Here is a 26,004-nt window from a genome sequence, read left to right as displayed (position 1 = left end):
GGCGCCTACTCGTCGTCGGTGTTGAAGGTCAGCTTGTCGAAGTCGACCTTCTCCACGGCCCCGAACAGCGATTCGAGCGAAGGCTGCCGGGGCTCTTCCACATCGAACAGGGAAAGCCCGCCGTGCTCGTCTTTGACGAGGCCGTGGGAGGAAACCTCCACCTGCGTGGCGCCGAGGCGCTCCTTGATGAGGCGCACGGTTTCCGCATCGGGGGCGAAATCGGCCAGATCCGGCAGGTCCTTGGGCGAATCGAGGCCGAAGCGCTCCAGAAAGCTGCGCGAGGTCGCGTACAGGGTCGGGTTGCCCGGAGCGTCCAGCGTGCCCGCCTCCCTCACCAATCCGCGATCGATCAGCGTGTTCAGCGTCGAGTCGGAGCTCACCCCGCGCACCGAGGCGATCTGGGCGCGCGTGATGGGCTGGCCGTACGCGACGACGGCCAGCACCTCGAGGGCCGCCTCCGACATACGGCGCGTATCCCACGACAGCACGTATTTCTCCAGCAGGTCCTTGAAGTCGGGATGCGTGTAGAGCCTCCATCCGCCGGCCACCCTCAGAAGGGAAAGGCCCCTCCCCTCGCGCTCGAAACGCTCGGCCAAGCAGGCCAGCTCGTCTTCGACCCGTGCGGGATCGACTTCGACCATGGCGGCGAGCTTTGCGGCGTCGACCGGCTCGTCGGTCACGAACAAAAGCGCCTCGAGGGCAGCCGACAGGCGACCCTCGTCAAGGTTACCGAACATGGAAATCCTCCTCGAACGACGTCAAACGCTCGCTTTCGCCATCGAAGACGAGCTCTCCCGAACCCTCGATGTAGTCGATCCGGATATCGCCGAACTCCTCGTCTTGGGTCAGATCCACCATCGAGCGCTTGAACAGCTCGAGGACCGCCAGAAACGTGACGACCACCACCGGGGTCGCAGACCCCTCGTCGATCAGTTGGCTAAACCGCAGCGACTTGCGGTTCGCGATGCGCCGATGGAGCGCGCGCACCTGCACCTCCACGGGAATCGGCTTGCTCGCGATATGCTCGGATTCCAGCAGGAACACCTCGCGGCGGGCATAGCAGCAAGCGGCGCGGTACGCCAACCCGTCCAAGCTCACATCGCGCAGGAAATCCGGCATAACCGAACGCAGATCGGCGTCGGGGCCGAACGTGCGCGCGAGCATGGCGCCGCGCGCAGCGTAGAGACCCCCCAGCCCCGCCGCCGCGTTCTTGAACTGCTTGTAGGTCAGAAGGCGGCCGACGAGGATGTCGCGCGCTTCGCTGGGTGACAGCTCGGCGATCTCCTCGTCCTCGGGGGAATCGGGCTCGCGCGGAACCAGGCTGTGCGCCTTTATCTCCAGCAACGTGGAGGCAACTAAAAGGAAATCGCTCGCGACATCGAGGTCGAGTTTCTGCATGCGCGCGACTTCGCCGAGGTACTGATCGACCACGGAGGTGATCGAGATCGCGCCGATGTCGACCCGCTGCTTGCTCACGAGGTACAGCAGCAGGTCGAACGGGCCTTCGAAGGAATCTGTCTTGACGCGGAAAGCCATGCGCTACGCCATGAAGGGAAACAACAGCGCCCAGATATTGCCGGCGGTTGCATCGAGGTAGATGCGGAACGGATTGATATGGAGCACCTGGGGCACCAGCACCACGATCGCGATGAAGATCGGAAACGCGTACTGTTGGACGCGATAGTACTGCGGCAGATAACGCTCGGGAAGAATGAAAGCGAAGATGGACGAGCCGTCCAAAGGCGGGATGGGCAGCAGGTTGAAGAACATCAGGTACAGGTTGATGAGCGCGTAGAGCGGCAGAAACAGGCTGTAGAAGTAGCCGAAGACGATGTTGTCCATCCACGACGACAGCGGGGCGAACATGAAGAGCGCCAGCGCGATGCCGGCTGCAGCGAGCGCTTGGACCAGGTTCGCCGCAGGGCCGGCCAGGCCGACGATCAGGTCGCCCTTGCGCGGATCCTTGAAATAGGAGGGGTTGTACGGAACCGGCTTCGCATACCCGAACACCGGCATATTCACCGCCATCAGCATGACCGGGAGGATCACCGTGCCGAACGGGTCGATGTGCCTGATGGGGTTGAACGAGATGCGCCCCTCGCTGCGCGCCGTCGGGTCGCCCAGCTTGTACGCGGCGAAGGCGTGCCCCATCTCGTGCAGAACGATTCCCGGTACGAACGCCAGAACCGAGCAGATCAGATACGGAATTGACACCATGAGCACTCCTATATACAGAAAACGGCCTGGGGGTTAGCCAGGCCGTCCGAAAACGAGATCCGAGGACCCTACTTGAAGAAACCCTCGTAGTTGTGCATCTTCAGCTGGCTTTCCACCTTGGTCATGGTATCGAGCGCAACGCCGATCATGATGAGGATGGAGGTGCCGCCGAACGCCTGGATCAGCTGGTTGTTCGTGAAGTAGAACAGGATCGAGGGAACGACCGCGATAAGCGCGATGAAGATGCCGCCCGGCAACGTCACGCGGCGCAAGACGTTGCGGATGTAGGCGACCGTCGCCGTGCCGGGGCGGATACCGGGGATGAACCCGCCCTGCTTGCGCAGGTTGTCCGCCGTCTCCTCGGGGTTGAACACCATGGAGGTGTAGAAATACGCGAAGAAGACGATGAGCAGCAGCGTGAGGATCCAGTTCAGCCAACCCGTCGAGATGGCGTTGGACAGAGCCGTCAGCCAACCGACGTTGAACAGCGCGGCGATCTGGGCCGGGAAGTAGATAAGGCAGCTGGCGAAGATGATGGGGATGACGCCCGCCGCATTCACCTTGAAGGGAATGTAGGTGGACTGCCCGCCCATCATCCGGCGGCCCTGCATGCGCTTGGCATAGTTCACCGGGATACGGCGCTGCGCGCGCTCCACGAAGATGATCAGGGGGATGGCGATGAGCACCACGGCCACGATGAGCACGGTGATCGCGATGCCCGTCCCCATGTCGGAATTAGTGGTGACCGACGAGAAGATGGACGAGGGCACGCGGGATACGATGCTCGCGAAGATGATGAGCGACATGCCGTTGCCGATACCGCGCTGGGTGATGAGCTCGCCCATCCACATGATGAGCCCGGTACCCGCGACCAGCGTGAACACCACGATGACGCTGGTAAGCCACTGGGGCACCTCGGTGCTGAACTGCACGCCGTAGGCCGGGGACTGGAACAGCAGCAGGTACCCGATGGCGTTGATCAGGCCGAGGCCCAGCGTGAGGTAGCGCGTGGTCTGGGTGATCTTGCGCCGCCCGGTCTCGCCGTCCTTGGCCCAGCGGCCGACCGCCGGGATGACGCCCTGCATCAGCTGCATGATGATCGATGCGGTGATGTAGGGCATGATGCCCAGGGAGAACACCGAGAAGTGCGACAGGGCGCCGCCGGTGAACAGGTCGAGCATCGTCATCGAGACGCCCGTGCCCGAGTTCGCGAACGCATCGGCGAACTGACGGAACGGGATGCCCGGGACGGGAAGGTACGCACCGAAGCGGTACAGCGCAAGGATCCCCAGGGTGAAGAGGATCTTCTTGCGCAGCTCCGCGACTTTGAATGCGTCTACGATCGCACTTAGCAAGGCAGTTCGACCTTTCCGCCGGCAGCCTCGATCTTAGCCTGGGCGGTGGCGGAAACCTTGTCGACCCTCACGGTGAGGGCCTTGGTGATATCGCCGTCGCCGAGAACCTTGACGGGAGCATCGGCATTCTTGATGATGCGCTTGGCCTTCAGGGACTCGCCGTCCACGACCTCGCCGGCCTCGAACTTGTCCTCGAGGCGGCTGACGTTCACGGGGATGTACTCCACGCGGTTGATGTTGCGGAAGCCGGGGAGCTTGGGCAGACGACGCGCGAGCGGGGTCTGGCCGCCCTCGAAGCCGGCGCGCTTCTTGCCGCCGGAGCGGGAGCCCTGGCCGTTCAGGCCGCGACCGGCCGTCTTGCCCTTGCCGGCTGCATGACCGCGGCCGACGCGCGTGCGCTTCTTACGAGAACCCTCTGCGGGATGAAGATCGGACAATTCCATGTTGAACTCCTTTGGTTCGCTCGGCCCGCCCCTGCGGACCGCGCTAGCAGCTCGCCGCTAGCAAACTCCATTACGCGTCCTGGCCGATACGGCACAAAACATGACGATTATAAAGTAAAAAACCCCGCTTGCCTACAACAAGCGGGGTTTAAATGTCAGCGATTCAGAGAAACGGCTAACTTTAGATCTCCTCGACGGTGATGAGGTGCTTCACCTTGAAGATCATGCCGCGAACGGACTCGTTGTCGACCTGATCGACGGTCTTGCCGATGCGGCCGAGGCCGAGGGCGCGCAGCGTGCGTCCCTGATCGGCTTTGCGGCCGATCGAGCTTTTGACCTGGGTGAGGCGGAGAGTCTTCTTTGCTTCGGACATTAGTTGCTCTCCTTTCGGCCGAAGATCTGGTCGACGGTCAGACCGCGACGCTCGGCGACCTGCTCGGGGCTCTGCATGTTCTTCAGGCCCTCGGCAGCCGCCTTGATGATGTTCATGGAGTTGGTCGAGCCGAGCGACTTGGTGATGACGTCGGTGACCCCGGCGAGCTCCATGATGGCGCGGACGGCGCCGCCGGCCATAACGCCGGTACCGGGCATCGCCGGGCGAATGAGGACGCGGCCCGCGCCGTACTCGCCGATGATGTCGTGGGGAACCGTCTTGGCCTCGGTCAGGGGAACATCGAACATGTTCTTCTTGGCATCCTCGACGCCCTTGGAGATGGCGGCGGGAACTTCCTTGGACTTGCCCAGGCCGATGCCGACGCGGCCGTTGCCGTCGCCGACGACGACCAGAGCGGTCAGCGCCATGCGGCGGCCGCCCTTGACGACCTTGGACACACGGTTGATCGAAACGACGCGCTCCTGGAGCTCGGGAACGCCTGCCTCCTGTTGCTGTTTACGAGCCATAGCTTATTCCCTTCTAGAACTTCAGGCCTGCTTCGCGAGCGCCCTCGGCAACCGCCTTGATGCGCCCGTGATAGAGGTTGCCGCCGCGGTCGAACACGACCTCGGTGACGCCGGCCTCGAGTGCCTTCTTGCCGATGATCGAACCGATGGCCGAAGCGCCTTCGACCGTCGCGCTCTTCTTGCCGGTCTCCTTGAACTCGGGACCGAGGGTCGAGACGCCGCAGATGGTCTTCCCAGCCACGTCGTCGATGACCTGCACGTAGATGTTGTTGTTGCTGCGCGTAACGCAGAGGCGGGGACGGGCTGCGGTGCCGGAGATCTTGCCGCGCACGCGACGATGACGGCGAACGAGCCCTGTCTGCCTCTTCTTGAAATTGGTGTTCATTGAGATTCCCTTCAATCCTTAATCATATGCAGACGAGGCAGCTTTAGTCGCCCTTGGCAGCCTTGCCGAGCTTACGACGGACGTATTCGCCCTCGTAGCGGATACCCTTGCCCTTGTAGGGTTCGGGCTTGCGCCACTTGCGGATGTCGGCCGCAACCTGGCCGACCTGTTCCTTGCTCGGGCCGGAGACCACGATCTCGGTCTGAGTGGGAACCTCGAAGGTGATGCCCTCGGGGCAGGGCACGACGACGGGATGGGAGAAACCCAGCTGGAGGTCGAGATCCTTGCCCTTCAGCGCGGCGCGGTAGCCGACGCCGACCAGCTGGAGCTTCTTGGAGAAGCCCTTGGCGGAGCCTTCGACCATGTTCGCGACGAGCGTGCGAACCAGGCCGTGGTAGCTCTTCGCCTCACGGGAGTCGTCGGGACGCTCGACCGTGATGACGTCGCCTTCCTGCTTGATGATCATCATAGAGGGGAACTCGCGGGTGAGCTCGCCTTTGGGGCCCTTGGTGGTGACCTTGGTACCGTCGATGGTGACCGTCACGCCAGCAGGAACGGTAATGGGCTGTTTGCCGATACGAGACATATTACCTCGCTCCCTTCCTACCAGACGTATGCGACGACTTCGCCGCCGATGCCCTTTTTACGCGCATCGCGGTCGGCCATCACACCCTGGCTCGTAGAAATAATTGCCGTGCCCAGACCGCCCAGAACGCGGGGCAGCTCGTCCTTGCCGGCGTAGATACGCAGGCCGGGCTTCGAGATGCGCTTGATGCCGCGGATGGTCTTGGCCTTCTTGTTGCCGTACTTGAGGGTGATCTCAAGGGTGGCGCGGGGCTCGCCGTCGATCACGTCGAAGCGGGCGATGTAGCCCTCCTGCTCCATGATGCGGGCGATTTCGACGAGCTTCTTGCTCGACGGCATGGACACGGTGTCCTTGCCGACAGAATTTGCGTTACGCACGCGCGTAAGCATATCTGCGATTGGATCGGTCATTGTCATACTAGATTCTCCTTTAGTCCTTGATGAACCGCATCGCTCGGTTCGTTCGCACCCGTAGCGCGAACGCCTGAGCGCGGGCACACCCTAAACGTATACCGGTCGCCTACCAGGAGGACTTGGTCACGCCAGGAAGTTCGCCTTTGTTGGCAAGCTCGCGCAGGCACACGCGGCACAAGCCAAACTTACGGTAGTAAGCACGGGGGCGTCCGCAGCGCGTGCAGCGGTTGTGCTCGCGCGTCGAGAACTTGGCCTCGCGCTTCGCCTTGGCGATCATCGATTTCTTAGCCATGCATTTCCTTCTTTCCTATTAACGCGGGGGCATGGGGCTCCCGAACGTCTACGAACGATACGCGGTCTAGTCTTCCTTGAAGGGGAAGCCCAGGGCCTTGAGCAGAGCGAGCGCAGCAGCGTTTTCCTCGGCGGTGGTGACGAAGGTGATGTCCATGCCGCGGGTGCGATCGATCTTGTCGTAATCGATCTCGGGGAAGATCAGCTGCTCGGTGATGCCCAAAGAGTAGTTGCCACGACCGTCGAAGCTCTTCTGCGAGATGCCGCGGAAGTCGCGCACGCGCGGCAGGGCGACGGCCAGAAGACGATCGAGGAACTCCCACATGCGGTCGCCGCGCAGCGTAACCTTGGCGCCGATGGCCTGGCCCTCGCGGATGTGGAATCCGGCGATGGACTTGCGGGCGCGGGTCACGCAGGGCTGCTGGCCGGTGATGACGCGCAGGTCGTTGATGGCCGCGTCGAGCAGCTTGGAGTCGGACGCAGCGCCGCCCACGCCCATGTTCACGACGATCTTCTCGAGACGGGGAACCTGGTTCACGTTCTTCAAACCGAGTTCGGACTCGAGCTTAGCCACGATTTCGTTTTTGTAGAGTTCCTTCAAACGAGGAGTCATGGTAATGCTTTCCTTTCCGATGAATTAAACGCGAGATTTCCGACCCCGCGTCCCCGGCGCCTTGCCGGGGCCACAACCGCGAACGTCCAGCCCCGCGAAACGAGGCTGGAAAATTCGCAATTCACTATGTTAATCGATATCCTTGCCGGAAACCTTGGCAACGCGCACCTTCGTACCATCTTCTTTAATGCGGTAACCGATGCGGGTCGGCTTCTTGGTCGCGGGATCGATCAGCATGACGTTCGACACGTGCAGCGGGGCCTCGATCGACATGATGCCGCCCTGCTGGTTCTGCGGCGTGGGTCGCTGGGCCTTCTTCACGATGTTGACCTTCTCGACGACGACGCGGTTGCGCTCGGGAAGCGCGCGGAGCACGACGCCCTCTTTGCCCTTGTCCTTACCGGCAATGACCTTGACGAGGTCGCCCTTCTTGATCTTCATTCCACTCATCAGCGCACCTCCTTTACAGCGTTTCCGGTGCCAAAGACACGATCTTCATATACTTCTTGTCGCGCAGTTCGCGGGCGACGGGCCCGAAGATGCGCGTGCCGCGGGGCGAGCCGTCCTCGTTGATCAGAACGGCGGAGTTCTGATCGAAGCGGATGTAGCTTCCGTCCTTGCGGCGCACCTCCTTCTTCACGCGAACGACGACGCAGCGCACGACATCGCCCTTCTTCACGTTGGCGTTGGGGGTCGCCTCCTTAACCGCGCAGATGATGACATCGCCAAGGCCGGCATAGCGACGGCCGGTGCCGCCGAGGACCTTGATGCACTGCACCTTACGGGCGCCGGAGTTATCGGCAACCGTGAGCATGGTTTGCACCTGAATCATTGCTTCTACCTTACTTTCCTCTAGAGGAGAATGCAGCAAAGCCGCAAACTACTGTGCCTTCTCGACGATTTTCACCAGGCGCCAGCGCTTCATCTTGGACAGCGGGCGGGTCTCCATGATCAGGACGGTGTCGCCGACATGGGCCTCGTTGTTCTCGTCATGAGCGTGGAACTTCTTGGTGGTGGTCATCATCTTGCCGTAGATGGGATGAGGCTTGCGATCCTTGATCTGCACTACGCAGGTCTTGTCATTGGCGTCGCTGACGACGATGCCCTGACGGACCTTGCGAGAGTTGCGTTCATCAGTCATGTTCTTCTACCTTCCTAAAATCCGCGCTCTAGTTAAGAGCCTTAAGCTCACGCGCGCGCATCTCAGTCTGGATACGAGCGATGTCCTTTTTGACCTGGCCGAGGCGGGCGGTGTTGTCCAGCTGGCTCGTGGCCATCTGGAAGCGCAGGTTGAAAAGCTCTGCGCGGGCCTCCTGAAGCTTTGCCGTCAGATCCTCTGCGGAAAGCTCGCGAATCTCTGCTGCTTTCATTTATTCCTGACCTTCCGTTTCGCGCGTCACGACCTTGCACTTGATGGGAAGCTTGTTGATGGCAAGACGGAGCGCCTCGCGAGCAACCTCGTCCTCGACGCCGGCGATCTCGAACATGATGCGGCCGGGCTTGACGACGGCGACCCAGGCTTCAGGGTTGCCTTTGCCCGAGCCCATGCGGGTCTCAGCGGGCTTCTTGGTGATGGGCTTGTCGGGGAAGATGGTGATCCACACCTTGCCGCCGCGCTTCATCTCGCGGGTCATCGCGATACGAGCTGCCTCGATCTGGCGGTTGGTGATCCAAGCGGCTTCGAGAGCCTGGATACCGTACTCGCCATGATTCAGACGGGTTCCACCCTTGGCCTTGCCCTTCATGGAACCGCGCTGCACCTTGCGGTGCTTCACACGCTTAGGTACGAGCATCTACTTAGCACCCCTCTCGTTGCGGTCGCCGCGGTGGTTGTTGCGACGAGCGCGATTCGGGCGAGCGCTGCCCTCGAGAGCAGGCTGCGGAGCCTTCTGGCCCGGCAGGACCTCGCCATGATAGATCCAAACCTGAACCCCGATGGAGCCCATGGTAGTCGCTGCGGTGTGAGTGCCGTAGTCGATCTTGGCACGCAGCGTGTGCAGCGGCACGCGGCCCTCGCGATACCACTCGCGACGGCTCATCTCGGCGCCGCCCAGGCGGCCGGCGCACTGGATGCGGATGCCCTTGGCACCGCTTTTCATCGCGGACTGAACGGCCTTGCGCATGGCGCGGCGGAAGGCGACGCGGCCCTCCAGCTGCTCGGCGATGGACTGGGCGACCAGGGTGGCGTCCAGCTCGGGGCTTTTGACCTCGATGACCTCGACCGAAACGGTTCCCGTCGCGATGTTTTGCAGCTTCTTGCGCAGAGCGTCGATCTCCGAACCCTTCTTGCCGATCACGACGCCGGGACGGGCCGTGGTGATGATGACCTTGGTCTTGTCGCCGGCGCGCTCGATCTCGACGCGGGAGACCGAGGCACGGGACAGCTCGCGCTCGAGGAACGAGCGGATGGCGATGTCGTTCTCGAGGTTGGCGGCGTAATCCTTGCCCGCATACCAGCGGCTACGCCAATCCTCGGTGATGCCGAGACGGAAACCGGTAGGGCTTACTTTCTGACCCATAAGGCTTTATGCCTCCTCTCGCGTGCCAACAACGATGGTGATGTGGCTCGAACGCTTGCGAATACGTGAAGCGGAACCCTTCGCGCGCGGACGAATGCGCTTCAAGGTCGGGCCTTCGTCGACATAGGCTTCCTTGACGACGAGGGACTCCGGACGGACATGATGAAGGTTCTCGGCATTGGCGACCGCGGAATTCAGGGTCTTCTCGACGCACTCGGCGATGCCGCGGTTCGTGAACGCGAGGATCTCGCGAGCCTGCACCACGGATTTGCCGCGGACCAGATCGACGACGACGCGCGCCTTGCGGGGCGAAACACGCACGTAACGTGCGATAGCTCTAGCTTCCATTGTTCACCCTCTCCTTATTTCTTGCGCTTGTCGGCTGCGTGACCCTTGAAGGTGCGGGTCGGAGAGAACTCTCCCAGCTTGTGGCCGACCATGGACTCGGTTACATAGACGGGGACGTGCTTGCGTCCGTCGTGAACGGCGATCGTGTGACCGACCATCTCGGGGAAGATGGTGGACGCACGAGACCAGGTCTTCACGACGTCCTTGGTTCCGGCTTCGTTCATAGCCTCGATACGACCGAGAAGGCGCGGCTCGACGAAAGGTCCCTTCTTCAAACTTCTGCTCACTATTGCTCCTTTTCGCGTGCGCTACTTCTTGCGGCGGCGGATGATCAGGCGGCTCGAAGCCTTCTTGCGGTTGCGGGTGCGATGGCCCTTGGTGGGAACGCCCCACGGAGACACGGGGTGACGGCCCGAGGACTTGTTCTTGCCTTCGCCGCCGCCGTGCGGATGGTCGACCGGGTTCATGACGGTACCGCGGACGGTGGGACGGATGCCCAGCCAGCGGCTACGGCCGGCCTTGCCGATCTTGATGTTGGAGTGCTCGGCGTTGCCGACCTCTCCGACGGTCGCACGGCAGGTGAGCAGCACGCGGCGCATTTCGGAGGAGGGCATGCGCAGGATGGCGTACTTGCCTTCCTTGCCCATGAGCTGGATGCTGGTTCCCGCGGAGCGAGCGAGCGCCGCGCCCTTGCCGGGCTGGAGCTCGACGGCGTGGATGAGGGTGCCGACGGGGATGTTCGCGAGGGGAAGCGCGTTGCCGGGCTTGATGTCGGCCTCGGGACCGCTCACGATCATGTCGCCCACGTGCAGCCCCTTGGGGTGCAGGATGTAGCGCTTCTCGCCGTCCACATAGTGCAGAAGGGCGATGCGGGCGGAACGGTTGGGGTCGTACTCGACCGTGGCAACCTTGGCGGGCACGCCGTCTTTGTTGCGCTTGAAGTCGATGATACGGTAACGGCGCTTGTGTCCGCCGCCCTGATGGCGGGTGGTGATGCGGCCGTTGTTGTTGCGTCCTGCCTTCTTGGACAGGGGCGCGAGGAGCGACTTCTCCGGCTTATCCGTGGTGATCTCCGCGAAATCGGAGACCATCTGGAAACGGCGGCCGGGGCTAGTCGGCTTGTACTGCTTGACTCCCATGCTAGTGTTTCCTTTCTCAGACGCCCGAAGCGCAACGGACTTCGAACATCTCTCTTCCGGGCCTTTGCTCGCACGCCTCGTCGTACACCAAAGACCCCCTACATGCCGTGGATCACGATTGCCGACCTGCGCATGATGAGGGCACGCGCTTTCGACTCCGATAATCCACGCGTCCGGGTGTATCCATAGATCGCCCAGACACAAGGAAGAATTATATACAGAAGGGAAATTATTATCAAGAAGCCCAGATGAGCACATAACCTGCGCACAAGCGCCCCTCGCGCACCGACGGACGGACGCGGAAAGGGGCTGAAAACCGCCCGCCCGAAACGGCGCAGGGCCCTTTTTGGGGAACCGCTGCCGCCGAAGCGGTTGAGGGGCGCTGCCGAAAGCGGCCTAGGCGAGGGCAAGCACCGAAAGGGCGCGGGGCGCGACGCCGATCTCGAAGCGCGTCCCCTTCAGCTCTTCCCCGTCGATCTGGGCGGGAACGGCAGCCGAAAACTCGACGGTGACGCGCGATCCGCGGCTGAAGCGCACGCCGGGGCGCACCGTGTGCTTTCCGCCCTTCGCCAAAAGGAAGGTCTTGGTCGCCCGGGCGACCGACTGGGGGCCGTCGACCCAGCACAGATCGAGCTCGGCGTCGTCGGGGCGCGCATCGGGGCACACCGCGAACCCTCCCCCGTACGTCACGCCGTTTTGGACGGCCAGAAGATGCACGTCGAGGGAAACGGGGTCGGCCCCGTCGACGGAGAGCTTCGCGCAATGAACGTCGAGATGCCCGATGAGCTGGCTCAAACCGCTCACGAGGTAGAGGGGCGCGCCCGAAAGCCGCGTGGTCTTGCGCCGCTGAACCGTATCGAGCGCGATGGCCGCGTCCAAGCCGAAGGAAAGCGTCTGCAGGAAGAATTCCCCGTTGCACACGCCCAAATCGAAGCGATGGGGATGGGCGCGCTCCAGCGCCCGGACCGCTGCGCGCAGGTCGCTGGGCATGCCCAGCGTGCGCGCGTAGTCGTTGCCCGACCCGAACGGGAGCAGGCCGAACAAGGGCCGATCGGCGACCTCGATGCACATGAGGCCGTTTGCCACCTCGTGGGCCACCCCGTCGCCGCCCAGGGCCACCACGGTGTCCCACGTATGCGCCGACGAGGCGATGCGGGTCGCATGCGCCGGCTGCTCGGTCAGCACCAGCTGCACCTCTTCGACCGAAGGGCATGCCGTGCGCAGGGCATCTCGGGCCTCGAGGGCCACGTTCCTCACGCGGCCGTTGTTCGCGGCGGGGTTTGCAATCAGAAGGACGCGACCCAGGTTGGATTCGCCCACGCGATCTCCTATCGTTTCGGCATGCAGTTCGTTCCGACGGGATACCATACTGCAAACGCACCCCGTCGGCACGGGATCCGTGGACGCATCCGCAAAAAACCTGCACCGTGCGGCGTCGGCGCGAAAAAGGGACCGAGCGCACTCGGTCCCTCGAAGTCCCGGCCCATACGGTCGGCCCCGCTTCCGGCCGCCCCTTGCGCGGCGAACGTCCGCGCAGGGGCGGCAAAGCGCCTCGGGCGCTTCCCTATTTGCTCGCTTCGGCATCGCGGGCGGCATCCATCGTGGACGCGGGCACGGCCGCCTCGCCGCCGAACACGAACGCGCGCTCGATCGCATCGGCGTGCTTCTTGATGACGTTTTCGATGGTGAAGGCGTCATAGGAGAACGAGCCTCCCTCGGACGTCGGGCCGTCGTGGGGCACGAGCAGCATGACGCCGTTGGCCTTCCCGATGAGAGCGCCGCCAGTCAGAGCGTCCCAGTACCCGTTCCCATCGGCCACGCCCACGGTGCGAGCGCAGGTGGGATCGGCTTCGATCTGGGCCTTCGCTATCGCAGCCGAAGTCTGCCACGCGTCTTGGCCCGCGATCCTCGAAACCGAGCCGGGTGCTGTGCCAAGCGCTTCGGCGAGCTTGGCCTCGGTGCCGTCCGCTATCGCGGCCGTTCCGCCCACGATGACGGCGCGGGTGTAGCCCGCGGCCTTCATGTCGGCCAGGGCCGCCTCTCCCAGGTTACCCTCGGCGTCCGTGAGGTATATGGGCGCAGCCGAGCTGTACGACCACGGGGAAACCGACAGAGCGTCGTAATAGCCCGCGGACGTGGCCACGATGCAGGTCGTGGGCTTGGCTTGGGCGCGCACGCGCTTGGCGATCTCGACGGCGGTCGCCTGGGCGTCCTCGCCCTGAGCGCGCTCGACGGCTGCGCCGAGGCCCTTGACGGCGCGCTCGACCTCGGCCGAAACGGCGGCCTCGCCGCCGCAGATCACGACCTTCTCGGCGCCCAGGCGGCGGATTTCGGAGGCAGTCTGGTCGGTCAGCGACGAAGCGTCGGTGATGAGGACGGGCGCTTTGTGGGCGCCGGCGAGGGCGGCCGCGGACAGCGCGTCCCAATAGCCCGACGACGTGGCCAAAACGACGGTCTTGCACGATCCGTCGGCCCAGCCATGGGCACTCGAAGTGATGGATTTCATCGTGCCGAAGGCGTCATCGCCCGCAAGGCGCACCCATTCGGCCTGCTTTGCGGCTTGGTTGCCGCCCTCTCCGGGAACCTCGGCCTCGCCGCCGGGCTTGGGAGCGACCGCGCCCTTGGGCCATGTGAGGGTGGTCTTGTCCTTGAGGTGGAACACGACGACCGGATTCTCGGCGTTTTTGTTCCACGCCTCGTTATGGCGCTTCAGGATGCCCTCGGCTGCCGAGCCGTACTCGACGCTGCAGATGTCGTGGGCCATTCCGCGATGGAACTCCTTGATGGGAAGCTCCACCCCGTTGACGTCGATCGACTCGATCTCGTTGAAGAAGTAGTTCTTCTTGGTTGAGCTGCTGCCCTTCAGTTCGATGCAGATCTGGTTCGAACCCGCGATCTCGATTTTGTCGATGTCGTCGAGCGATACGTAGGACACATGGGGGATCGTCTTGGGATCGGGCTTGTTCTGCTCGTCGAACTCGACGACGGTGCCGTCTTTCAGAACGACCTTGATCTTGTTGTCGCCCTTCGTCTTGCCCTGTTCGTCCACATGCCACAGGTTATAGGCTTCGCGCTGGTATTCGTTGGTGTGAATGCGGTCGACGTGCAGCGCGCTGGAGGTGAAGATGGACGGGTCGGTAACCTTCGTTCCGTTGATGTAGACCTCTTTCATCTTGGACACGAAGTCGGCGGTGGACACGCCCTCGTTGAGGTACAGGTAGAATTCGCCCTTGTAGTTGCCGAACCCGCTACCGTCGCCGCGGGCCGCGTTCATGATGTAGTACGTGACCTTCCGGTCGCCCAGGCCCGGGTCTTCGGCTCCCGATCCGGGAGTGCCCGCATGGGCCACGTAGCCGGCATCCTCTTTCACGAAGCGGTAGGATTTGCCGGCACCGTCGGTGAAGTTCACGACCACCTGGTGCTTGTCGCCGCACTTCTTCACCATGTCGTAGAGCTCGGTCTGCCCCGTCAGCGTAAGCGTGCCGGCCGCGGTGTCGCAGCGGGCGTGGACGTAGTTCTTGAAGTCCCTGACGTAAACTCCGTCGATCTGGAAGTTCTGGATCTGGTCGGACACCCGGTACCACCAACCCGCCTCGGATCGGATCCCCATGCCGTCGATGTGGAGCACCACGCTTTTGGTCGAATCGACCGCTTCGACCTTGCTTACCGAGAAACGGTAGGTGTATTCGGGTGCCGTCGCCGGGTCCGTGTTTTCCAGCGCGTAGGCACTCTCGACGGAAAACACGGCACCCGCCCCTGAAAGCGCCAGGACGGCCGAAAGAGCGACGGCCGTCCCTTTGCGCGCGTATCTTCCGCAATCGAATGCGTATCCCACCTGCAACCTCCTTGATCGATGAAGCTTCGGCGAACTTTGTTCGCTCCATATAACTTCACCGTTATACGCGAGGTTGTAAGCTATGTCAAACTTTATGCGCCCGTCTTCGGAACGGCGTCTACTCCTCGCCGCGCACCTCGATGCGGGCGTGATCGACGAGCCACTTGTTCGCGCACAGCCGTTCGGCGGACTCCTTCAGGGTGAGGCTGTGGCCCATCTCCTCCATACGACGGCGAGCAAGCGCGGGGTCGGCCGGATTGAACGCGCGGCATACGTCCATGACGTCCTCGTCGGTGTAGGAGAGGCGCTCGTGGCGATACAGGGCGTCGAGCGCGTAGCCCTGAACGAGCATCGAGCGCACCTGCATCATCAGCATCATGTTGACCTGTTGGTCTCCCCCGTTCTGGGCCACGAAGTCCTCCCAGCGCATGCCCTGCTGCTGGACTTCGGCGCGCATGTTCATCACCGTGTTGCGCATGGTGCCCTCGTACACTTCGTCGGCGATCTTGCCTTCGAAGCGCTTCCCCAGCTCGTCGGCGGCGAGGTTGCGCTTGTACTCTTCGTAGCCCGCACGGCGCTTGCCGTCCAGGTCCTCGAAGATGGATGCGCGCAGCTGTTCGACCGAAGAGTACATCGGGAACGTGTAGGTTACGAACTCGTCGGTGATCTCGGCCTTGACGCGCTTTTGGGTCTCGAGGTACGTGACCTCGGCCCGGTACTCCTTCTCGGAGGGGTTGCCCTCGGCGTCGATGTCGGGCGCGAGGAAGGTAAACGAGCGCTCCTCGCCCACGTTCATGCCCAGAATTCCCTCGTCGAACGACGGGGGCATCATGCCGACGCCCACCTGGTAGCTGCGCCCCGGCGTGGTGACGCCCGGAACCTCTTCCCCATCGGACAGGCAGCGCACGGCCAGAAACACCGTCATGCCCTGATCGATGGGGGCCGCATCGGCGGACTCGAACGTCGAGAAGTTCTCGGCGATCTGCTCGAGCTGGGCGGCGACTTCGTCATCGACGCTTCCGTAGGGCTCCACCGTGATGGAAACCGCCTCGTAGCTGGACAGTTCGTAGGCGGGCTTGGGCGTCGCGTCGAACTCGAACTCGAAGGTCTTGCCGCGGCGCACCGGGTTGTCGGCGCGCACCTGCGGGATGAAGGCGGGAATCATGCCGTGCTTCTCGAACGCCATGGGAACGAGGTACTCGACCGCCTGGCCGGCGACGATGGCGTCGAGATCCTTGATCCCCAGCTGCTCGACGGCCGCTTGGGCCAAAGACGAACCGGGAACGGGCATCACGCCCATCTGCTGGCAGAACACCTCCTGGGCGGCATCGAGCACGCGGCTGACCTCTTCGGTCGACGCGACGGCTTTGAGATGGAAGGTGCCGTTGGGGTTTTCCTTCTTGATGACCTTCATGCGATCCCCCTCGAAATCGAAAGAGCCGAACCGTGCCCATGGGGCAGGCGGCATCCGAACCAAAAGACGTGTGCGGCGCGGACCGACCGCCCCGTGGGCGCATGCAGCGCGCACACGATGGGTATTGTAATCCATCCGAACGGAAAAGAGGGCGCCCCTCAGCGGGACGCCCTCTTCGAACAGGCAGTGCGGTGTCGCTTAGGAGGCGAACAGCTCGATGGTGTCGCCGTCCTTCAGCGTGACCATGGCCTTCTTCCACGTGCGGGTGTAACCCTGCTGGACGCGGACGCGCTTCTTCTTCGGCTTGACCGTAAGCGTGTTGACCTTGACCACCGTGACGTCGAAGATCTCCTCGACAGCCTTGGCGATCTCGATCTTGTTGGCGTTTTTGGCAACTTCGAAGGTGAAGGTGTTCTTCTCCATCATGTCGTAGCTGTGCTCCGTGATGATGGGGCGGATGATGATCTCGCGTGCGTTCATTTATGCAAGCACCTCCTCGATGCGCTTCAGAGCCTCGGAAGTGAAGATGAGAGCCTTGTTGTCGAGCATCTCATAGGTGTTCGCCTCGGCCACGGGAATGACGTTGACCTTCTGCAGGTTGCGGAAGGACAGGAAGGTGTCGACGTCCTCGTTGCCGATGACGATGGTGGTGCGGCCCTCGATGCCCAGAGCGTTCAGAGCGGCGACGGCCGCCTTGGTGCAGGGCTTATCGAAGCCGAAGTCGCTGACGACGTGGAACTGGCCGTCGGCGAGCTTGGCGGAGAGCACGGAGCGCATCGCGAGCTTGATCTCCTTCTTGTTCACCGGGAACGCGTAGGAGCGGGGATGCGGTCCCCACACGACGCCGCCGCCGCGCCACTGGGGCGAGCGGATGGAGCCCTGGCGGGCACGGCCGGTGCCCTTCTGCCTCCAGGGCTTCTTGCCGCCGCCGCGGACTTCGCCGCGGGTGCGGGTGTTGTGGGTGCCCTGGCGCCAAGAAGCGCGCTGAGCGCGGACAACCTGGTGCATGACGGGCACGTTCGGCTCGATGCCGAACACAGACGCTGCAAGCTCGACGGACTCGACCGTCTTGCCAGCGGCATCCTTGATTTCGATAGTGGTCATACTGCAAGCTCCTTAAGAGGTTCTTCGATCAACTAGGCCATGCGGACGCGAACGATGCCGTTCTTGCCGCCGGGAACTGCACCCTTGACGAGGATGAGGTTCGACTCTTCGTCGATACGGACAACCTCGAGGTTCTTCACGGTAACCGTGTCGCAGCCCATGTGGCCCGGAAGGCGAACGCCCTTCAGGACGCGCGAGGGCGTGGCGCACTGGCCGATGGAGCCGGGGGCGCGGTGGAAGTGGGCGCCGTGGCCGCCGGGACCGCCCGCGAAGCCGTGGCGCTTCATGACGCCGGCGAAGCCCTTGCCCTTGGAAGTGCCGGTAACGTCGACCTTCTTCACCTCGGCGAAGTTGCCGACCGTGACCTGCTCGCCGTTCGCATGGGCGCTGCCGTCCTCGACGCGGACCTCGCGCAGGTAGCGGCGCGCATCGACGCCCTGCTTGGTGAAGTGGCCGCCCATGGGACGGTTCACCTTCTGGGGCTTGATGTCGCCGAAGCCGAGCTGCACGGCGTCGTAGCCGTCGGTGGCGACGGTCTTGACCTGGCAGACGGTGTTGGGCTCTGCCTTGATGACGGTGACGGCGACGACTTCGTCGTTCTCGTTGAACAGCTGCGTCATGCCGACCTTTTTGCCGTAAATCGCGTTAATCATACTCTGAGGCACCCCTTACAGCTTGATCTCGATGTCGACGCCGGCAGGGAGATCGAGGCGCATCAGCGAGTCAACCGTGTTGGGGGTGGGCTCGAGGATGTCGATCAGGCGCTTGTGGGTGCGCATCTCGAACTGCTCGCGGGAATCCTTGTCGACGTGCGGGCCGCGCACGACGGTGAACAGGTTGCGCTCCGTCGGCAGCGGGATGGGACCGGAAACTTTTGCACCCGTCTTCTGAGCGGTGTCGACGATGAGCTTCGTGGACTGGTCCACGATCTCATGGTCGTATCCCTTCAAGCGGATGCGAATCTTCTGATTAGCCACTTGTGTTTTCCTCCAATTGAATTCTAGCGTCCGCTTAGGAAGCGCTTCCGCCGGCCTTGCTGATGATCTCGTCCGCAACGTTTTTGGGAACGGCCTCGTACGAATCGAACTGCATCGTATAGGAAGCGCGTCCCTGCGTCGTGGAGCGCAGATCAGTAGCGTAGCCGAACATCTCGGACAGCGGCACCTTGGCGCTGATGATCTTGGCGTTGCCGCGATCGCCCATGCCGCGGATCTGGCCGCGACGGCTGGAGAGGTTGCCCATGACGTCGCCCATGTACTCCTCGGGCGTCTCGACCTCCACGGCCATCATAGGCTCGAGGATGACCGGGGCGGCCTTCTTCATAGCGGCCTTGAACGCCATGGAGCCGGCCACCTTGAAGGCGGCTTCGGAGGAGTCGACGTCGTGGTAGGAGCCGTCGACCAGCTCGACGCGGACGTCGACCACCGGATAGCCGGCCAGGATGCCGTTGTTGAGAGCCTCCTGGATGCCCTTGTCGATCGAGGGGATGTACTCCTTGGGAACCACGCCGCCCACGATCTTGTTCTCGAACTCGTAGCCCTTGCCGGCCTCCTGCGGGTACAGGTTGATGACGGCGTCGCCGTACTGGCCGCGGCCGCCGGACTGGCGGACGAACTTGCCCTGGACGTTGAGGACTTCCTTGGTGGCCGTCTCGCGATAGGCGACCTGGGGCTTGCCGACGTTGGCCTCGACCTTGAACTCGCGCAGCAGACGGTCGACGATGATCTCCAGATGGAGCTCGCCCATGCCGGCGATGATGGTCTGGCCGGTCTCCTGGTTGGTGGAGACGCGGAAGGTCGGGTCCTCCTCGGCGAGCTTCTGAAGGGCGATGCCCATCTTGTCCTGCTCGGCCTTGGTCTTGGGCTCGACCGCGATGTCGATAACCGGCTCAGCGAACTCCATGGACTCCAGGATGATGGGGGCCTGCTCGTCGCAGAGGGTGTCACCGGTCGAGGTGGCCTTCAGGCCGACGACGGCCACGATGTCGCCCGCGGCGCACGAGTCGATGTCGACGCGCTGGTTCGAGTGCATCTGCAGCAGGCGCCCGACGCGCTCCTTCTTGCCCTTCGAGGCGTTGGTCACGTACGAGCCCGCATCGAGCTTGCCCGAGTACACGCGCAGGTACGTGAGCTTGCCGACGAACGGGTCGGTCATGATCTTGAACGCCAGAGCGGAGAACGGGGCCTTGAGGTCGGCCGGACGCTCGTCCTCGGCACCGGTGTCGGGGTTCTCGCCCTTGATGGCCGGGATGTCGAGGGGGCTCGGCAGGTAGTCGACGACGGCGTCGAGCAGCTCCTGGACGCCCTTGTTCTTGTAGGCGGAGCCGACGAACACGGGGTTCATCTGGCAGGCGATGACGCCCTTGCGGATGGCGGCCTTGAGCTCGTCGATGCTGAACTCTTCCTCCATCAGGACCTTTTCCATGAGCTCGTCGTCGCAGTCGGCGGCGGCCTCCACGAGTTCCTGGCGGCGCAGCTCGGCCTCCTCGGCGAACTCGGCGGGGATGGCGTCCATGGGCTCGGGATAGGTCATGCCCTTCTCGTCGGCCTTGAAGTCCCATGCGGTCATGGTGACCAGGTCGACGACGCCCCAGAAGTTGTCCTCGGCGCCCATGGGCAGCTGAGCGGCGACGGCAGCGGCGCCCAGGCGGTCCCTCATGGTCTCGATGGCATGGAAGAAATCGGCTCCCACGCGGTCGTACTTGTTGATGAACGCGATGCGGGGCACGCCGTAGCGCTCGGCCTGGCGCCACACGGTCTCGGACTGGGGCTGCACGCCGGCAACGGCGTCGAACACGGCGACGGTTCCGTCGAGGACGCGCAGGGAGCGCTCGACCTCGGCGGTGAAGTCCACGTGGCCCGGGGTGTCGATGATCTGGAAGCGGTACTCGACGTCGTCCTTCTTCCAGAAGCACGTCGTGGCGGCGGCGGTGATGGTCACGCCGCGCTCCTGCTCCTGGACCATCCAGTCCATGGTGGCGGCGCCGTCGTGCACCTCGCCGATCTTGTGGGTCTTGCCCGTGTAGTACAGGATGCGCTCGGTAGTGGTGGTCTTGCCCGCATCGATGTGGGCCATGATACCGAAGTTGCGCGTCTCTCTCAGAGAGGTCTTAGCCATAGAAGAAGCCCCCTCTAGAAACGATAGTGCGAGAACGCACGGTTGGACTCGGCCATCTTGTAGAGGTCCTCGCGGCGCTTGACGGAAGCGCCCTGGCCCTCGGCGGCCTCCATGATCTCGTTGGCAAGGCGCTCGCGCATGGTGTGCTCGCGGCGCTTGCGGGAGAAGTCGACGATCCAGCGGATCGCGAGGGTGGTCGCACGACGGGAAGGCACTTCCATCGGGACCTGGTAGGTGGCGCCGCCGACGCGCTTGGGCTTGACCTCAAGCGTGGGGCGGACGTTGTCCATGGCCTTCTTGAACACGGACAGGGGATCCTCGCCGGTCTTCTCCTGGACGAGGTCGAACGCGCCGTAGACGATGTTCTCGGCGAGCGATTTCTTGCCATCGAGCAGGACCTTGTTGATCAGCTGCGTGACAAGACGGTTGTTGTACTTGGCATCCGGCTGCACTTCGTGGCGGATGGCTGCTGCGCGACGCGGCATTCTTTCTCCTTCGAGATCTTGCGCACTTCCGAGCCTTATCGGCCCATTAGACCGGCCGCTTCCTTTTGTTTTGCGGCGTTACAGCGGTCCGTGCGGCTTACTGACAACTTATTTGGGGCGCTTTGCACCGTAGCGGCTGCGCGCCTGCTTGCGGTCGTTCACCGCAGCGCAGTCGAGCGCGGCGCGGATGACCTTGTAGCGCACGCCGGGCAGGTCCTTGACGCGGCCGCCGCGGATGAGCACCATGGAGTGCTCCTGCAGGTTGTGGCCGATGCCGGGGATGTAGGCCGTGACCTCCATGCCGTTGACCAGGCGCACGCGGCAGACCTTGCGAAGAGCCGAGTTCGGCTTCTTCGGGGTGGTGGTGTACACGCGGGTGCACACGCCACGCTTCTGGGGGTTGCCCTTCAGAGCAGGGGTCTTCTTCTTGTCGACCTGCTTGGCGCGGCCCTTGCGGACCAGCTGGTTGATTGTAGGCAACTTCTTCTCTCCTTCTTGCAATCGAAATGTGCCTTCAGACCCGGGATTTCACCAGGTCATTTTCGAGTTAAGCCTATCGGTTGGACCGAAGCGCCTAAGCTCTCGCGCACCTTCCCGCGTGAGTTCGGGCACGGCGCAACGAGCGCCTCATCGAGACGCGATGGCAAACATTATCACCCGCTATCTGGGTTGTCAAACGCCACGCACCCGGGCGTATCTATAACGCCTCCACAGAGCTTACACAACGGAAAACCCCTGGTTCGAACGGATTTCAGCGCGAAGGGCGACCCGCCCCGAAAAACGGCGACGGGGCTCGCCGGGGCGCTACGAGCCCAGGATGCGGGCGGCCACCTGCTTTTTGCGCGACAGGACGCCGGGCATCCAGGTGCCCCCCTTGCCCGTGCACGAGATCCCGAAGGCGCGGTTGAGCAGCTTGCGGTTGCCCTCGCAGAGGAACTGGCTTCCCTCAGCGATGATGTCGGTCACCATGAGCAGCACGAACTCGTATTTCCCCGCCTCCAAAAGGCGCTGCATCTCGGTGCGGATCTCCTGCTCGCGTGCCAGAGACGAGCGCAGGTCGACGGTCTCGTGCTGGGCGATGAGCACGACGCTGTCCCCCACCTGGAACTCCTTGGCATCGGCGCCCACGAACTTGTCGATGGGCATATGCTCGTCGCCGCCGCGCAGCTTGAACACGCCCATGCCGAACTCGATGGGATCGACACCCAGGATCTCGCCCAGATATCCGGCGACGCGCTCGTCGGTGGGCGTTGCCGTGGGGGATTTCAGGATAACCGTGTCGGTCATGAGAGCCGACAGCAGGATCTGGGCGATGGGCTCGGGGATCTGGATCCCCTCGCGCTGGAACTCCATGGTGACGATGGTGGCCGAAGAGCCCACGGGCAGGTTCAAGAACCTGATGGGGTTGACGGTGGAGACGTCGGCGATGCGGTGGTGGTCGATGATCTCGACGACCTCGGCCTCATCGATACCGGGGGCCGCCTGGCGCCGCTCGTTATGGTCGACCAGGATGACCTTGCGGTGCGGCCTCACCGCGACGTCCGAGCGCGTGACGATGCCGATGGCGCGGCCGTCGTCGTCGAGGACCACCGCTTCGCGCAAGGGGCTGGCCATGAGGTCGTCGATGGCCTCCTTGAGGATGACCTCGGCGTCGAGCACAAGCACCTCGGTCTCGAGGATCTCGTCGACCGTCTGGTCGAGCGAGGCGATGAGGTCGGCGGCCACGGCGTCTTGGGACGAGCCCTGCGTGAGGACGTCGGTGGCCGAGATGTAGCGCTCGGCGATCATGCGGGTGGTGACCAGGCCCCGATAGGTCCCGTCGTCGTTGGTGACGATGAGGGCGCGGATGTTGTGCTTGCGCAGCATGCGCCCGGCCTCGAGCAGGGTGGCATGGCGGTTGATGGACACGGGGTTGCGCGTCATGACGTCGGAGACGCGCGCGTGCACGTGCCCGATCATGCGCGGCGCCTCGATGCCGCAGCGCCCGAAGACGCCGGCGGTCTCGGGGGGAAGCGGACCCAGGCGGGCGGGAACGTAGCGGTCGGACTCGCATCCGTCGGCGGCATCGCGCGCGGCGACCGCGTTTTTCAGGTAGGCGTAGGCGACCGCCGAGCTGATGGCATCGTTGTCGGGGTTGCGGTGTCCGATGACGATGATGGTCGAAGGCATGGGGGCTCCTCGGATCGGGGCGGCGATGAGGCCGCGGATGCAGGGTATCCCGTCCATTTTAGCCAGAGCGCCCGATCCCGAAGAGATCTGATTCCGTACGGATGATTTTGCCCGGCGAGCGCAGGGGCTGGCTCGAAAGCGGCGAAAGGAGCCTCAGTCCACCTTGACGATGGGGGCGTAGTCCTTCAGCAGCTTTTTGACCTGACCTGTTTTCGAGAACCTCACGAAGATGGTGTCGCCGTCCACCTTGGTCACCACGCCGGCGCCGAAGGTCTTGTGGCTCACCTTGTCGCCCGAAGAGAACGTCGCCCGCGCACCGGAGCGGCCCTCCGACGCCGAAGAGAAACCGGTTTTCCCCCGACGCGCCCGCTCTCCCGCACCGCTTGCGCTCGAGCGCCCGAACACGCGGCCCTCCCCCGCCTCGGTTCCCGAACCGGCGATGCCGCGGCGGCTCCCGCGCTTCTCCCAACCCGTTCCCGAGAAGCCGGCCGACCCGACGCCCACGGCGCTGCGCACCTCGGGGGGTATCTCGTGGATGAAGCGCGAAACCGGGTTCACCTGCGTCTGGCCGTAGATGGTGCGCTGGCTGGCATAGGTGAGGTACAGATACTTGCGGGCGCGCGTGATGGCGACGTAGGCCAAGCGGCGCTCCTCTTCGACGCTGGCCGATTCCTGGATCGAGCGCGCGCTGGGAAACAGCGACTCCTCCATGCCGGCCACGAACACGCAGTCGAACTCGAGGCCCTTCGATGCATGGACGGTCATGAGCGTCACCGCGTTGCCGTCGTCGCCCGCGGCGTCCAGATCGGTGCGCAGGCGCACCCACTCGATGAAGTCGGCCAGGGAGTCGCCGCGCAGCGTGCGCACCCCGGGCCCGTCCTCCCCGTCCGCCTCCGATACGGCCGTGGGCGCTTCGAACAGCGCGTCTTCGTCGGTATGCGTGTCGGCGAACTCGTCGACGACGCCGAGGAACTCGCGGATGTTGTCGATGCGGCCGTGCGCCTCGTCGGTCCCTTCGGCCTCGAGTGCCGCGATGAGGCCCGACTGATCGATGATGGCCTCGACCACGCGGCGCAGATCGCCCGAAAACGAGCGCCCCGCCTCGAGGACCCCCAGAAACTCGCCGAGCGCCGTGCGCGTCGCGGCGCGCAGCGACTGGTCTGCCAGGGCCATCTCGGCTTCCTGGAGAAACGTCGCGCCGGTTTCGCGGGCGCGGCCCTCCAAAAGCTCGACGGTGGTCTTGCCCACGCCGCGGCGCGGCACGTTGACCACGCGCTTGGCCGCGATGTCGTCGGAGGGGTTCACCACGCACGTCAGATACGCCATCACGTCCGAGATCTCCTGGCGCTCGAAGAAGCGCGTGCCCCCGACGATGCGGTAAGGCACGCCCGCCCGCAAGAACATGTCCTCGATCATGCGCGACTGGGCGTTCGTGCGGTAGAAGACCGCCATCTGGTTGTAGCTCATGCCCTCGCCGCGGCGCTGCTCGATGCGCCCGGCGATCCAGCGGCCCTCGTCCCGTTCGTCGGACGCGCAGTACACCTTCACGGGATCGCCGTCTTGCGCCTCGGTGAACAGGTTCTTCACCTTGCGCTCGGTGTTGTTCGCGATCACGGCGTTGGCGGCCTTCAAAACGTTGCCCACGCTGCGGTAGTTCTGCTCGAGCTTGACCGTGGTGCAGCTCGGGTAGTCCTCCTCGAAGTCGAGGATGTTGCGCAGGTCGGCGCCGCGCCACGAATAGATGGACTGATCGTCGTCGCCCACGACCATGATGTTGCGGTGCCGCGCCGCCAGCAGGCGCGTAATCTCGTACTGCGCGTGGTTGGTGTCCTGGTACTCGTCCACCATGATGTAGCGGAAGCGCTCCTGGTAGGCCTCGAGCGCATCGGGGTAGTGCTTCAGCAGCAGGTACCCGTACAGCAGAAGGTCGTCGAAATCGAACGCGTTGGCCTTGCGCAGGCGGTCCTGCAGGCGCTCGTAGACGCGCGCGGCCACCTTCCCCACCGGGTCGCTTACCCGCGCCGTGAAGTCGCCGGGGACCATGAGCTCGTTTTTGGCCTGGGAGATGCGCCCGCGCAGCGCTTTGATGGGAAATCGCCGCGGATCGATGTCGAGCTCGGCCATGATCTCTTTGACCAGGCGGTTGGAGTCCGAGTCGTCGTAGATGGTGAAGTTGCGCGAGAACCCCAGGCGCTCGGCGTCGGCGCGCAGCATGCGCACGCACATGCTGTGGAACGTCGAGACCCACATGCCGCGCGAGCGCGGGCCGATGATGTCGGCCACGCGCGTCTGCATCTCTTTGGCCGCCTTGTTCGTGAACGTGATGGCGAGGATCTCCCACGGAGCGACCCCCAGATCGTTCACCAGATGGGCGATGCGGAACGTGAGCACGCGCGTCTTTCCCGACCCGGCTCCCGCCAAGACGAGCAGCGGGCCTTCGGTGCACTCGACCGCTTGGCGCTGGGGGCCGTTGAGCACGGAAAGATCGATCGACATAAAAACGCACCTTCCTCGGTTGCGCAGGGGTCGGATCCTGCGGTTACGATTCCGTATTGATCAGGGAATTCGATAGATTTCGAAACGGCTCGCCGCCTCGGATCGCACCGAGCGGTAAAGCCCTCCGTATTATAGATGAGAAGCGCCGACGAAGCCGCGCCGAGCGCCTCCTTGA

33 protein-coding genes are annotated in these 26,004 nt (G+C 63.6%); all 33 read right to left on the bottom strand.

Annotated features, from left to right (window positions below):
* Positions 1-5: 5 nt before the first annotated feature.
* The 33 genes from scpB to JI75_RS02900 all read right to left on the bottom strand — a co-directional run bounded on the left by scpB (position 6) and on the right by JI75_RS02900 (position 25,829).
* The gene (gene scpB, locus JI75_RS03060) at positions 6-737 is read right to left on the bottom strand and encodes an SMC-Scp complex subunit ScpB (RefSeq protein WP_039688676.1); all 732 of its coding nucleotides are present in this window, start codon (positions 735-737) and stop codon (positions 6-8) included.
* On the bottom strand, positions 727-1,536 hold the full coding sequence (locus JI75_RS03055; protein ID WP_039688674.1) for a segregation and condensation protein A: 810 nt from the start codon (positions 1,534-1,536) through the stop codon (positions 727-729). The genes scpB and JI75_RS03055 overlap by 11 nt, the downstream gene beginning before the upstream one ends.
* Positions 1,537-1,539: 3 nt before the next feature.
* The gene (locus tag JI75_RS03050) at positions 1,540-2,217 is read right to left on the bottom strand and encodes a site-2 protease family protein (RefSeq protein WP_039688672.1); all 678 of its coding nucleotides are present in this window, start codon (positions 2,215-2,217) and stop codon (positions 1,540-1,542) included.
* Positions 2,218-2,285: 68 nt separating this feature from the next.
* Entirely contained in the window at positions 2,286-3,572 is a 1,287-nt protein-coding gene (secY, locus tag JI75_RS03045; protein WP_039688670.1) for a preprotein translocase subunit SecY, read from the bottom strand.
* The gene (gene rplO / locus JI75_RS03040) at positions 3,566-4,015 is read right to left on the bottom strand and encodes a 50S ribosomal protein L15 (protein WP_039688668.1); all 450 of its coding nucleotides are present in this window, start codon (positions 4,013-4,015) and stop codon (positions 3,566-3,568) included. Before rplO ends, secY begins: the two co-directional genes overlap by 7 nt.
* A 181-nt stretch (positions 4,016-4,196) precedes the next feature.
* On the bottom strand, positions 4,197-4,388 hold the full coding sequence (gene rpmD, locus JI75_RS03035; RefSeq protein ID WP_039688666.1) for a 50S ribosomal protein L30: 192 nt from the start codon (positions 4,386-4,388) through the stop codon (positions 4,197-4,199).
* Complete coding sequence (gene rpsE / locus JI75_RS03030; RefSeq protein WP_039688664.1) at positions 4,388-4,915, bottom strand: 30S ribosomal protein S5; 528 nt, start codon at positions 4,913-4,915, stop codon at positions 4,388-4,390. The genes rpmD and rpsE overlap by 1 nt, the downstream gene beginning before the upstream one ends.
* Before the next feature lie 13 nt (positions 4,916-4,928).
* Positions 4,929-5,300, bottom strand: a complete 372-nt coding sequence (rplR, locus tag JI75_RS03025; protein ID WP_039688661.1) for a 50S ribosomal protein L18 — start codon at positions 5,298-5,300, stop codon at positions 4,929-4,931.
* 43 nt (positions 5,301-5,343) lie between these two features.
* Positions 5,344-5,886, bottom strand: coding sequence for a 50S ribosomal protein L6 (gene rplF / locus JI75_RS03020; protein WP_039688659.1), 543 nt, complete (start codon positions 5,884-5,886; stop codon positions 5,344-5,346).
* Between the two features lie 17 nt (positions 5,887-5,903).
* On the bottom strand, positions 5,904-6,302 hold the full coding sequence (gene rpsH, locus JI75_RS03015) for a 30S ribosomal protein S8 (RefSeq protein ID WP_039688657.1): 399 nt from the start codon (positions 6,300-6,302) through the stop codon (positions 5,904-5,906).
* 103 nt (positions 6,303-6,405) lie between these two features.
* Complete coding sequence (locus tag JI75_RS03010; RefSeq protein WP_039688654.1) at positions 6,406-6,591, bottom strand: type Z 30S ribosomal protein S14; 186 nt, start codon at positions 6,589-6,591, stop codon at positions 6,406-6,408.
* Between the two features lie 66 nt (positions 6,592-6,657).
* On the bottom strand, positions 6,658-7,203 hold the full coding sequence (gene rplE, locus JI75_RS03005; RefSeq protein ID WP_039688653.1) for a 50S ribosomal protein L5: 546 nt from the start codon (positions 7,201-7,203) through the stop codon (positions 6,658-6,660).
* A 129-nt stretch (positions 7,204-7,332) separates the two neighbouring features.
* The gene (gene rplX, locus JI75_RS03000) at positions 7,333-7,653 is read right to left on the bottom strand and encodes a 50S ribosomal protein L24 (protein WP_476693218.1); all 321 of its coding nucleotides are present in this window, start codon (positions 7,651-7,653) and stop codon (positions 7,333-7,335) included.
* Between the two features lie 13 nt (positions 7,654-7,666).
* Positions 7,667-8,035 (bottom strand): 50S ribosomal protein L14, encoded by a 369-nt coding sequence (gene rplN, locus JI75_RS02995; RefSeq protein ID WP_039688648.1) that lies wholly within the window; start codon positions 8,033-8,035, stop codon positions 7,667-7,669.
* A 48-nt stretch (positions 8,036-8,083) separates the two neighbouring features.
* Positions 8,084-8,344, bottom strand: a complete 261-nt coding sequence (rpsQ, locus tag JI75_RS02990; protein ID WP_039688646.1) for a 30S ribosomal protein S17 — start codon at positions 8,342-8,344, stop codon at positions 8,084-8,086.
* A gap of 28 nt (positions 8,345-8,372) precedes the next feature.
* A complete protein-coding gene (gene rpmC / locus JI75_RS02985; protein ID WP_039688644.1) occupies positions 8,373-8,573 on the bottom strand; it encodes a 50S ribosomal protein L29 in 201 nt (66 codons plus the stop codon).
* Complete coding sequence (rplP, locus tag JI75_RS02980) at positions 8,574-8,996, bottom strand: 50S ribosomal protein L16 (protein WP_039688642.1); 423 nt, start codon at positions 8,994-8,996, stop codon at positions 8,574-8,576.
* Entirely contained in the window at positions 8,997-9,722 is a 726-nt protein-coding gene (rpsC, locus tag JI75_RS02975) for a 30S ribosomal protein S3 (RefSeq protein WP_039688640.1), read from the bottom strand. It abuts the gene before it with no gap.
* Between the two features lie 6 nt (positions 9,723-9,728).
* Positions 9,729-10,070, bottom strand: a complete 342-nt coding sequence (gene rplV, locus JI75_RS02970; RefSeq protein WP_039688639.1) for a 50S ribosomal protein L22 — start codon at positions 10,068-10,070, stop codon at positions 9,729-9,731.
* Positions 10,071-10,084: 14 nt separating this feature from the next.
* On the bottom strand, positions 10,085-10,357 hold the full coding sequence (gene rpsS / locus JI75_RS02965; protein ID WP_039688637.1) for a 30S ribosomal protein S19: 273 nt from the start codon (positions 10,355-10,357) through the stop codon (positions 10,085-10,087).
* 21 nt (positions 10,358-10,378) lie between these two features.
* Positions 10,379-11,209, bottom strand: coding sequence for a 50S ribosomal protein L2 (rplB, locus tag JI75_RS02960; protein ID WP_039688635.1), 831 nt, complete (start codon positions 11,207-11,209; stop codon positions 10,379-10,381).
* 396 nt (positions 11,210-11,605) lie between these two features.
* Positions 11,606-12,529, bottom strand: coding sequence for a diacylglycerol/lipid kinase family protein (locus JI75_RS02955; protein ID WP_052241545.1), 924 nt, complete (start codon positions 12,527-12,529; stop codon positions 11,606-11,608).
* Positions 12,530-12,773: 244 nt separating this feature from the next.
* Complete coding sequence (locus tag JI75_RS02950) at positions 12,774-15,044, bottom strand: cell wall-binding repeat-containing protein (protein WP_039688633.1); 2,271 nt, start codon at positions 15,042-15,044, stop codon at positions 12,774-12,776.
* Between the two features lie 118 nt (positions 15,045-15,162).
* Positions 15,163-16,458: a trigger factor gene (locus JI75_RS02945; protein ID WP_039688631.1), complete on the bottom strand. Its 1,296-nt coding sequence runs from the start codon at positions 16,456-16,458 to the stop codon at positions 15,163-15,165.
* A gap of 198 nt (positions 16,459-16,656) precedes the next feature.
* Positions 16,657-16,938: a 50S ribosomal protein L23 gene (gene rplW, locus JI75_RS02940; protein WP_039688629.1), complete on the bottom strand. Its 282-nt coding sequence runs from the start codon at positions 16,936-16,938 to the stop codon at positions 16,657-16,659.
* Positions 16,939-17,562: a 50S ribosomal protein L4 gene (rplD, locus tag JI75_RS02935; RefSeq protein ID WP_039688627.1), complete on the bottom strand. Its 624-nt coding sequence runs from the start codon at positions 17,560-17,562 to the stop codon at positions 16,939-16,941. It abuts the gene before it with no gap.
* Positions 17,563-17,594: 32 nt separating this feature from the next.
* Positions 17,595-18,215 (bottom strand): 50S ribosomal protein L3, encoded by a 621-nt coding sequence (rplC, locus tag JI75_RS02930; protein ID WP_039688625.1) that lies wholly within the window; start codon positions 18,213-18,215, stop codon positions 17,595-17,597.
* 15 nt (positions 18,216-18,230) lie between these two features.
* Positions 18,231-18,539 carry a 30S ribosomal protein S10 gene (gene rpsJ / locus JI75_RS02925; RefSeq protein WP_006361610.1) on the bottom strand — a complete coding sequence of 103 codons (309 nt, stop codon included), beginning with the start codon at positions 18,537-18,539 and terminating at the stop codon, positions 18,231-18,233.
* A 34-nt stretch (positions 18,540-18,573) separates the two neighbouring features.
* Positions 18,574-20,679 (bottom strand): elongation factor G, encoded by a 2,106-nt coding sequence (gene fusA, locus JI75_RS02920; RefSeq protein WP_039688622.1) that lies wholly within the window; start codon positions 20,677-20,679, stop codon positions 18,574-18,576.
* 14 nt (positions 20,680-20,693) lie between these two features.
* Positions 20,694-21,164, bottom strand: a complete 471-nt coding sequence (gene rpsG, locus JI75_RS02915) for a 30S ribosomal protein S7 (RefSeq protein WP_039688619.1) — start codon at positions 21,162-21,164, stop codon at positions 20,694-20,696.
* 108 nt (positions 21,165-21,272) lie between these two features.
* Positions 21,273-21,644, bottom strand: a complete 372-nt coding sequence (gene rpsL / locus JI75_RS02910; protein WP_039688617.1) for a 30S ribosomal protein S12 — start codon at positions 21,642-21,644, stop codon at positions 21,273-21,275.
* A gap of 324 nt (positions 21,645-21,968) precedes the next feature.
* Positions 21,969-23,333, bottom strand: coding sequence for a putative manganese-dependent inorganic diphosphatase (locus JI75_RS02905; RefSeq protein ID WP_039688615.1), 1,365 nt, complete (start codon positions 23,331-23,333; stop codon positions 21,969-21,971).
* A gap of 153 nt (positions 23,334-23,486) precedes the next feature.
* Positions 23,487-25,829: an ATP-dependent helicase gene (locus tag JI75_RS02900; RefSeq protein ID WP_039688613.1), complete on the bottom strand. Its 2,343-nt coding sequence runs from the start codon at positions 25,827-25,829 to the stop codon at positions 23,487-23,489.
* Between the last annotated feature and the right edge of the window lie 175 nt (positions 25,830-26,004).

The organism is Berryella intestinalis (assembly GCF_000814825.1).
In the GTDB taxonomy this organism is placed as follows: domain Bacteria; phylum Actinomycetota; class Coriobacteriia; order Coriobacteriales; family Eggerthellaceae; genus Berryella; species Berryella intestinalis.
The sequence above is the reverse complement of the archived record's forward strand: the minus strand, read 5'-3'. Positions and strand labels throughout refer to the sequence as shown.

What these genes read in the sequence shown, in the direction of transcription:
- rplV (WP_039688639.1), bottom strand. Translation starts at nt 10,070, where the DNA reads ATGGAAGCTAGAGCTATCGCACGTTACGTGCGTGTTTCGCCCCGCAAG.
- JI75_RS02945 (WP_039688631.1), bottom strand. Translation starts at nt 16,458, where the DNA reads ATGAAGGTCATCAAGAAGGAAAACCCCAACGGCACCTTCCATCTCAAA.
- rplR (WP_039688661.1), bottom strand. Translation starts at nt 5,300, where the DNA reads ATGAACACCAATTTCAAGAAGAGGCAGACAGGGCTCGTTCGCCGTCAT.
- rplF (WP_039688659.1), bottom strand. Translation starts at nt 5,886, where the DNA reads ATGTCTCGTATCGGCAAACAGCCCATTACCGTTCCTGCTGGCGTGACG.
- rpsG (WP_039688619.1), bottom strand. Translation starts at nt 21,164, where the DNA reads ATGCCGCGTCGCGCAGCAGCCATCCGCCACGAAGTGCAGCCGGATGCC.
- scpB (WP_039688676.1), bottom strand. Translation starts at nt 737, where the DNA reads ATGTTCGGTAACCTTGACGAGGGTCGCCTGTCGGCTGCCCTCGAGGCG.
- rpmD (WP_039688666.1), bottom strand. Translation starts at nt 4,388, where the DNA reads ATGTCCGAAGCAAAGAAGACTCTCCGCCTCACCCAGGTCAAAAGCTCG.
- JI75_RS03050 (WP_039688672.1), bottom strand. Translation starts at nt 2,217, where the DNA reads ATGGTGTCAATTCCGTATCTGATCTGCTCGGTTCTGGCGTTCGTACCG.
- JI75_RS02900 (WP_039688613.1), bottom strand. Translation starts at nt 25,829, where the DNA reads ATGTCGATCGATCTTTCCGTGCTCAACGGCCCCCAGCGCCAAGCGGTC.
- fusA (WP_039688622.1), bottom strand. Translation starts at nt 20,679, where the DNA reads ATGGCTAAGACCTCTCTGAGAGAGACGCGCAACTTCGGTATCATGGCC.
- JI75_RS03010 (WP_039688654.1), bottom strand. Translation starts at nt 6,591, where the DNA reads ATGGCTAAGAAATCGATGATCGCCAAGGCGAAGCGCGAGGCCAAGTTC.
- rplO (WP_039688668.1), bottom strand. Translation starts at nt 4,015, where the DNA reads ATGGAATTGTCCGATCTTCATCCCGCAGAGGGTTCTCGTAAGAAGCGC.
- rpsQ (WP_039688646.1), bottom strand. Translation starts at nt 8,344, where the DNA reads ATGACTGATGAACGCAACTCTCGCAAGGTCCGTCAGGGCATCGTCGTC.
- rplP (WP_039688642.1), bottom strand. Translation starts at nt 8,996, where the DNA reads ATGCTCGTACCTAAGCGTGTGAAGCACCGCAAGGTGCAGCGCGGTTCC.
- rplE (WP_039688653.1), bottom strand. Translation starts at nt 7,203, where the DNA reads ATGACTCCTCGTTTGAAGGAACTCTACAAAAACGAAATCGTGGCTAAG.
- JI75_RS03055 (WP_039688674.1), bottom strand. Translation starts at nt 1,536, where the DNA reads ATGGCTTTCCGCGTCAAGACAGATTCCTTCGAAGGCCCGTTCGACCTG.
- rplC (WP_039688625.1), bottom strand. Translation starts at nt 18,215, where the DNA reads ATGATTAACGCGATTTACGGCAAAAAGGTCGGCATGACGCAGCTGTTC.
- rplD (WP_039688627.1), bottom strand. Translation starts at nt 17,562, where the DNA reads ATGACCACTATCGAAATCAAGGATGCCGCTGGCAAGACGGTCGAGTCC.
- rpsE (WP_039688664.1), bottom strand. Translation starts at nt 4,915, where the DNA reads ATGGCTCGTAAACAGCAACAGGAGGCAGGCGTTCCCGAGCTCCAGGAG.
- rpsH (WP_039688657.1), bottom strand. Translation starts at nt 6,302, where the DNA reads ATGACAATGACCGATCCAATCGCAGATATGCTTACGCGCGTGCGTAAC.
- JI75_RS02905 (WP_039688615.1), bottom strand. Translation starts at nt 23,333, where the DNA reads ATGCCTTCGACCATCATCGTCATCGGACACCGCAACCCCGACAACGAT.
- rpsC (WP_039688640.1), bottom strand. Translation starts at nt 9,722, where the DNA reads ATGGGTCAGAAAGTAAGCCCTACCGGTTTCCGTCTCGGCATCACCGAG.
- rplN (WP_039688648.1), bottom strand. Translation starts at nt 8,035, where the DNA reads ATGATTCAGGTGCAAACCATGCTCACGGTTGCCGATAACTCCGGCGCC.
- rplB (WP_039688635.1), bottom strand. Translation starts at nt 11,209, where the DNA reads ATGGGAGTCAAGCAGTACAAGCCGACTAGCCCCGGCCGCCGTTTCCAG.
- rpmC (WP_039688644.1), bottom strand. Translation starts at nt 8,573, where the DNA reads ATGAAAGCAGCAGAGATTCGCGAGCTTTCCGCAGAGGATCTGACGGCA.
- rplW (WP_039688629.1), bottom strand. Translation starts at nt 16,938, where the DNA reads ATGAACGCACGCGAGATCATCATCCGCCCCATCATCACGGAGCACAGC.
- rplX (WP_476693218.1), bottom strand. Translation starts at nt 7,653, where the DNA reads ATGAGTGGAATGAAGATCAAGAAGGGCGACCTCGTCAAGGTCATTGCC.